We start from the raw sequence: 4,368 nt of genomic DNA on the forward strand, positions 1-4,368 counted from the left end.
TGGTCCTCCTGCCCGAGGACGACGTGCGGACCGGGATCTCGGCGCTGAAGAGCGTGGCCGGCCTCAAGGTGGCCCATTCCCGCGACTTCAGCGAGCAGTCCATCCAGACCGCACTGGCCGAGGCGGATGGCATCCTGTTCGACCAGTTGCGGGTAGCGGTGGTCGCGACCCCGCCCGATCAGCTCCACGCCCTGAACTCGGTCGGCACGGGCGAGGGCATCCTGGCGATCGAGCCGGAGCGGATCGTCCACGCGCTGTCGAATGGCCGGATCGGCATTCCTCAGCCGGTGCCCACCCGACCGACCGATACGGCGGCAGCCAACCTGTCCATCGATTATCTGCGCGGCTATCGCGACGGCGTGAACTCGATCCTGGACCGGCTGATCGGCGATGGTGCAAGGCCTGCCGGCCTCCTGCCGCAGGCCGACGAGAGCGAGGCCACCTGGGGGCTGCAGGCAGTACGCGCCACCACCACCCGCTGGACCGGCCAGGGCATTCGGGTCGCCGTGCTCGATACCGGCATGGACCTGAACCATTCCGATTTCGAAAGCCGGCCGATCGAGGCACGCAGCTTCATCGCCGGTGAGGAGGTCCAGGACGGCAATGGCCACGGCACCCACTGCATCGGCACGGCCTGCGGGCCGCTCCGGCCGGAGCGCCTGCCGCGCTACGGGGTGGCGGGCAACGCCACCATCTATGCCGGCAAGGTACTGAGCGACGCGGGCAGCGGCTCGGACGGCAGCATCCTGGCCGGCATCGACTGGGCGCTGGCGAATGGCTGCGTGGTGATCTCCATGTCGCTGGGGGCACCGGTGGCCGCCGACGCCACGCCGTCGGCGGTGTTCGAGCAGGTCGGACGGCGAGCGCTCGCGGCCGGCAGCCTGATCGTGGCCGCGGCAGGCAACAGCAGCCAGCGGCCGAACCGGCTGGCCCCGGTCGGCCATCCCGCCAACTGCACCTCGATCATGGCGGTAGCGGCGGTAGACGAGCGTCTGGACGTCGCCTGGTTCTCCTGCGCCGGCCTGAATCCACAGGGCGGCCAGATCGACCTCGCCGCCCCGGGCGTGGCCGTCTACTCCGCCTGGCCTGGACCGCCCTACAACACGATCAACGGCACCAGCATGGCGACCCCGCACGTCGCCGGCATCGCCGCCCTGTATGCCGAGGCCGATCCTGGTGCCCGGGGCCAGGCGCTGTGGGCACGGCTGGTCCAGACCGCGCGGCGCCTGGACCAGCCGGCCCGCGACGTCGGTACTGGTCTGGTGCAGGCGCCGGTGTGACCGGCAGGTGCGATCACTTCTGTGCATACCCAGGTAGCTCAAACGCAAGTGTTCGCTAAATGTTCTAGTTTTGTTCTCGCAAACTCATCTTTCAGTCGCTGCGTGGCACCTTGTCCAGCCCCATGATTCGAGGCACGTTCACTATGATCGAACGCCCACCATATACTGGTGGGTACCTCGCGGGGCTTCGAATGTCAGACAGGCTCAACGTCGTGGTGTCGGTCGACGAGGCCAGGCTCAAGGACTTCGCGGATGTCCTGCAGGAGATGGCCGAGGCCGGCCTGCATATCGAGAACGAGATGGCCGTGCTGGGCACCGTGTCCGGCTCGGTCGACGATCCAAGGGTCCTGAGCCGGCTGCGCCGGGTCAAGGGCGTGGCGCATGTCGAGCGCTGCCGCCAGTTCCAGATCGCGCCGCCCAACGCCGAGATCCAGTAGCGCCGCCCGCCCGGCGCGCTCATCCTCCCCCTGCCTCGGTATGGCGAACTCGCGCCGTCCCTGGCTGGAGGGAACGTGGATGGGTGGCATCAGGATCTGTGCCGGCATCGTGCTGGCAGCCGCACTGGCAGCACCGGCGAATGCCCAGGATGGCGGCCTCTGGGGTGTCTACGAGCAGCAGCTCAAGGGTGCGAAATATATCGACCTGACCCATGCCTTCGCACCGGTGCAGCCGGTATGGCCGGGCTTCGCCAACGCCACTTTCGGCCCCGCCGTGGCCGGGCGGGACATCGAAGGCTATGTCGCCAAGGGCGAGGAGTTCACCTACGAAAAACACGGCTTCGTCGCCTCTGCCTACCAGATGCCGACCGACCAGTACGGCACCCAGCTCGACCCGCCGGCGCACTGGGACGAATACGGCGCCACCATCAGCGACCTGCCGCCGACCTTCGCCGTCCGGCCGCTGGTCGTGATCGACATGTCCGCCAAGGTCGCGGCCGATCCCGGCTATGCGCTCCAGGTCACGGACATCGAGGCGTTCGAAAAGGAGCATGGCCGGATCCCGGAGGGGTCGGTCGTGTTCGTCCGCTCCGACTGGTCGAAGAAGTGGGACGACGTCGCGCACTTCAACGACAAGCCCTTCCCCGGGGTCGGGCTCGACACGCTGAAATTCCTCCATCTCGAGCGCAAGATCCTGTTCCACGGCCACGAGCCCCTGGACACCGATGCCACGCCGACGCTTGAGGGCGAGGCCTGGCTTCTGCACAATCACTTCACCCAGGCCGAGGGTGTCACCAACCTGGACCTGGTGCCGCCCACCGGCGCGCTGGTGACCATCGGCTTTGCCAAGCCGCTGGGCGGTACCGGCGGCTATGCCCGCTATGTCGCGATCGCACCCGCCGACTGGCCGCACGGCGTCACCATCGCCGAGGCGCCGGGCGCACCTTTGCCCAAGCAGCCAGCCCCGCTGCGGCGCGGCGCCGATGGGGTCATGCGGCCGACGCCGCAGCCGTGACGCGGCTATGAGCTGATCACGACCAGGTCGCTGCCGCTCTGCCGGTCGGGTGTCAGCGGCAGGTCGGTCGTGATCAGCAGCGCCCCCTGGTGCAGGTGCCGGGCGATCGCCGTCCGCCCGGCCTCGTCCACCTGCAGGCGCGCCATGATCTGCCCCGGCTGGGGCTCCGGCGGGCCACCAGCCGCCTGGCCGTGGCGGAATGCCTGCCACCGCGCACCGTCCGGGCCGATGCCGGCCAGCACCAGGACGTGCTCGCCCAGCGGCGTGCCCGGATCGACGATCGTCACCGCACCCGATGCCACCGTGTCGCCGCCACGCTGGATCACGAAGCGCTTGTCGGCGGAGGAGACCAGGATCGCCAACGGGCCGGCCGGCGCCGCAGCACCCGCCATGGGCAGCTTCTGCCCGCCCTTGGCCTGCAGTTCGTCGTCGATCTCGCGCTCGGCCTCAGGCGAGAGCAGCAGGCCCGGATGGACGATCTCGGCCGGTGCCGAGGTCGCGTCCGCGATGATCACCACCGTGCCGACCCGGGTGATCGTGTAGAGCCGGTCGGAAAAGGCGCGTGGCAGATGCACGCAGCCGTGCGAGCTGGGATAGCCCGGCAAGCCGCCGACATGCAGCGCGATCCCGGTCCAGGTCAGCCGCTCCATGTCCGCCATCTCGGCGCCATCATAGATGTTGGAGTGATGGTCGACCTGCTTTTGCAGGATGGCGAACACGCCCGTCGGCGTCGCGTGGCCGGGCCGGCCGGTGGAGCAGGTCGAGACGCCGATCCGGATGCCGTCGCGATAGACATGGGTGAGCTGGTCGGGGATCGAGACGATCACCGCCACCGGCCCTTCCGGCGAACGCTCCGGATGCCAGGCGAACTGGCCTGGCCGCAGGAGATGGTCGTCCTCGACCGCCTGCCCGAACGCCGGCCCCGCTAGGAAGCCCATGGTCATGCTCAGAAGGAGCGCGCGGCGTCGGATGGAGGCAGGGGGCACGGCAGGTCGCTCCGGCGGCTTCGGGTTCAGCCCGAGCCATCGTTTCGCGGCAACGGGACCAGGGCAAGCGGGATTGGCGGTGGCTCTTGTGCTTTGCCGCGCCAGCGGCCACCCCTCCCCCGAGGCCAGCCCTGGCGACGATGATGCGGATCCTGCTGATCGACAATTATGACAGCTTCACCTTCAACCTCGCCCATCTGGTGGCGGAGGTGGCGGGCGAGCTGCCGCTCGTGCTGCGCAACGACGCGCTCGACCTGACCCTGCTGGCAAGGCTCGATCCGGCGGCGGTGATCATCTCGCCCGGGCCCGGGCGCCCCGATCGGCCGGCCGACTTCGGCATCTGCACGCAACTGCTCACCACCTTCCCAGGGCCGATCCTCGGCGTATGCCTGGGTCATCAGGGCCTGGCCGTGGAGCATGGCGGGGCAATCGACTACGCGGCCACCGTGATGCATGGCCGCCCCAGCCGGATCCGCCATGACGATACTGGCCTGTTCCGGGGCCTGCCCCAGGACTTCCAGGCGATCCGCTACCATTCCCTGCTGGTGACCCGGCCAGGAACCGGGCTCGTGGCCAATGCCTTTGCCGAGGACGGCACCATCATGGGCCTGCGCCACTGCGCGCGGCCGGTCCACGGTGTCCAGTTCCAC

General features: G+C 69.1%; 5 protein-coding genes. 4 read left to right on the forward strand and 1 reads right to left on the reverse strand.

The features are described from left to right. The 3 genes from VNS22_RS21395 to VNS22_RS21405 all read left to right on the forward strand — a co-directional run. Positions 1-1,280, forward strand: a 1,280-nt coding sequence (locus VNS22_RS21395) for a S8 family peptidase (protein WP_325736071.1), incomplete at its 5' end; no start/stop codon positions are given. Positions 1,281-1,471: 191 nt separating this feature from the next. Beyond that, positions 1,472-1,717 carry a hypothetical protein gene (locus VNS22_RS21400; RefSeq protein WP_325736073.1) on the forward strand — a complete coding sequence of 82 codons (246 nt, stop codon included), beginning with the start codon at positions 1,472-1,474 and terminating at the stop codon, positions 1,715-1,717. Between the two features lie 79 nt (positions 1,718-1,796). After that, on the forward strand, positions 1,797-2,732 hold the full coding sequence (locus tag VNS22_RS21405; RefSeq protein WP_325736075.1) for a cyclase family protein: 936 nt from the start codon (positions 1,797-1,799) through the stop codon (positions 2,730-2,732). 5 nt (positions 2,733-2,737) lie between these two features. Here the strand turns inward: VNS22_RS21405 and VNS22_RS21410 are convergent, their stop codons facing one another. After that, positions 2,738-3,718 (reverse strand): L,D-transpeptidase family protein, encoded by a 981-nt coding sequence (locus tag VNS22_RS21410; protein ID WP_325736076.1) that lies wholly within the window; start codon positions 3,716-3,718, stop codon positions 2,738-2,740. 143 nt (positions 3,719-3,861) lie between these two features. Here VNS22_RS21410 and VNS22_RS21415 point away from each other — a divergent pair. Continuing rightward, on the forward strand, positions 3,862-4,368 hold a 507-nt coding region (locus tag VNS22_RS21415), incomplete at its 3' end, for an anthranilate synthase component II (protein ID WP_325736078.1).

Origin of the sequence: Geminicoccus sp., from assembly GCF_035556675.1 — a bacterium.
Lineage (GTDB): Bacteria > Pseudomonadota > Alphaproteobacteria > Geminicoccales > Geminicoccaceae > Geminicoccus.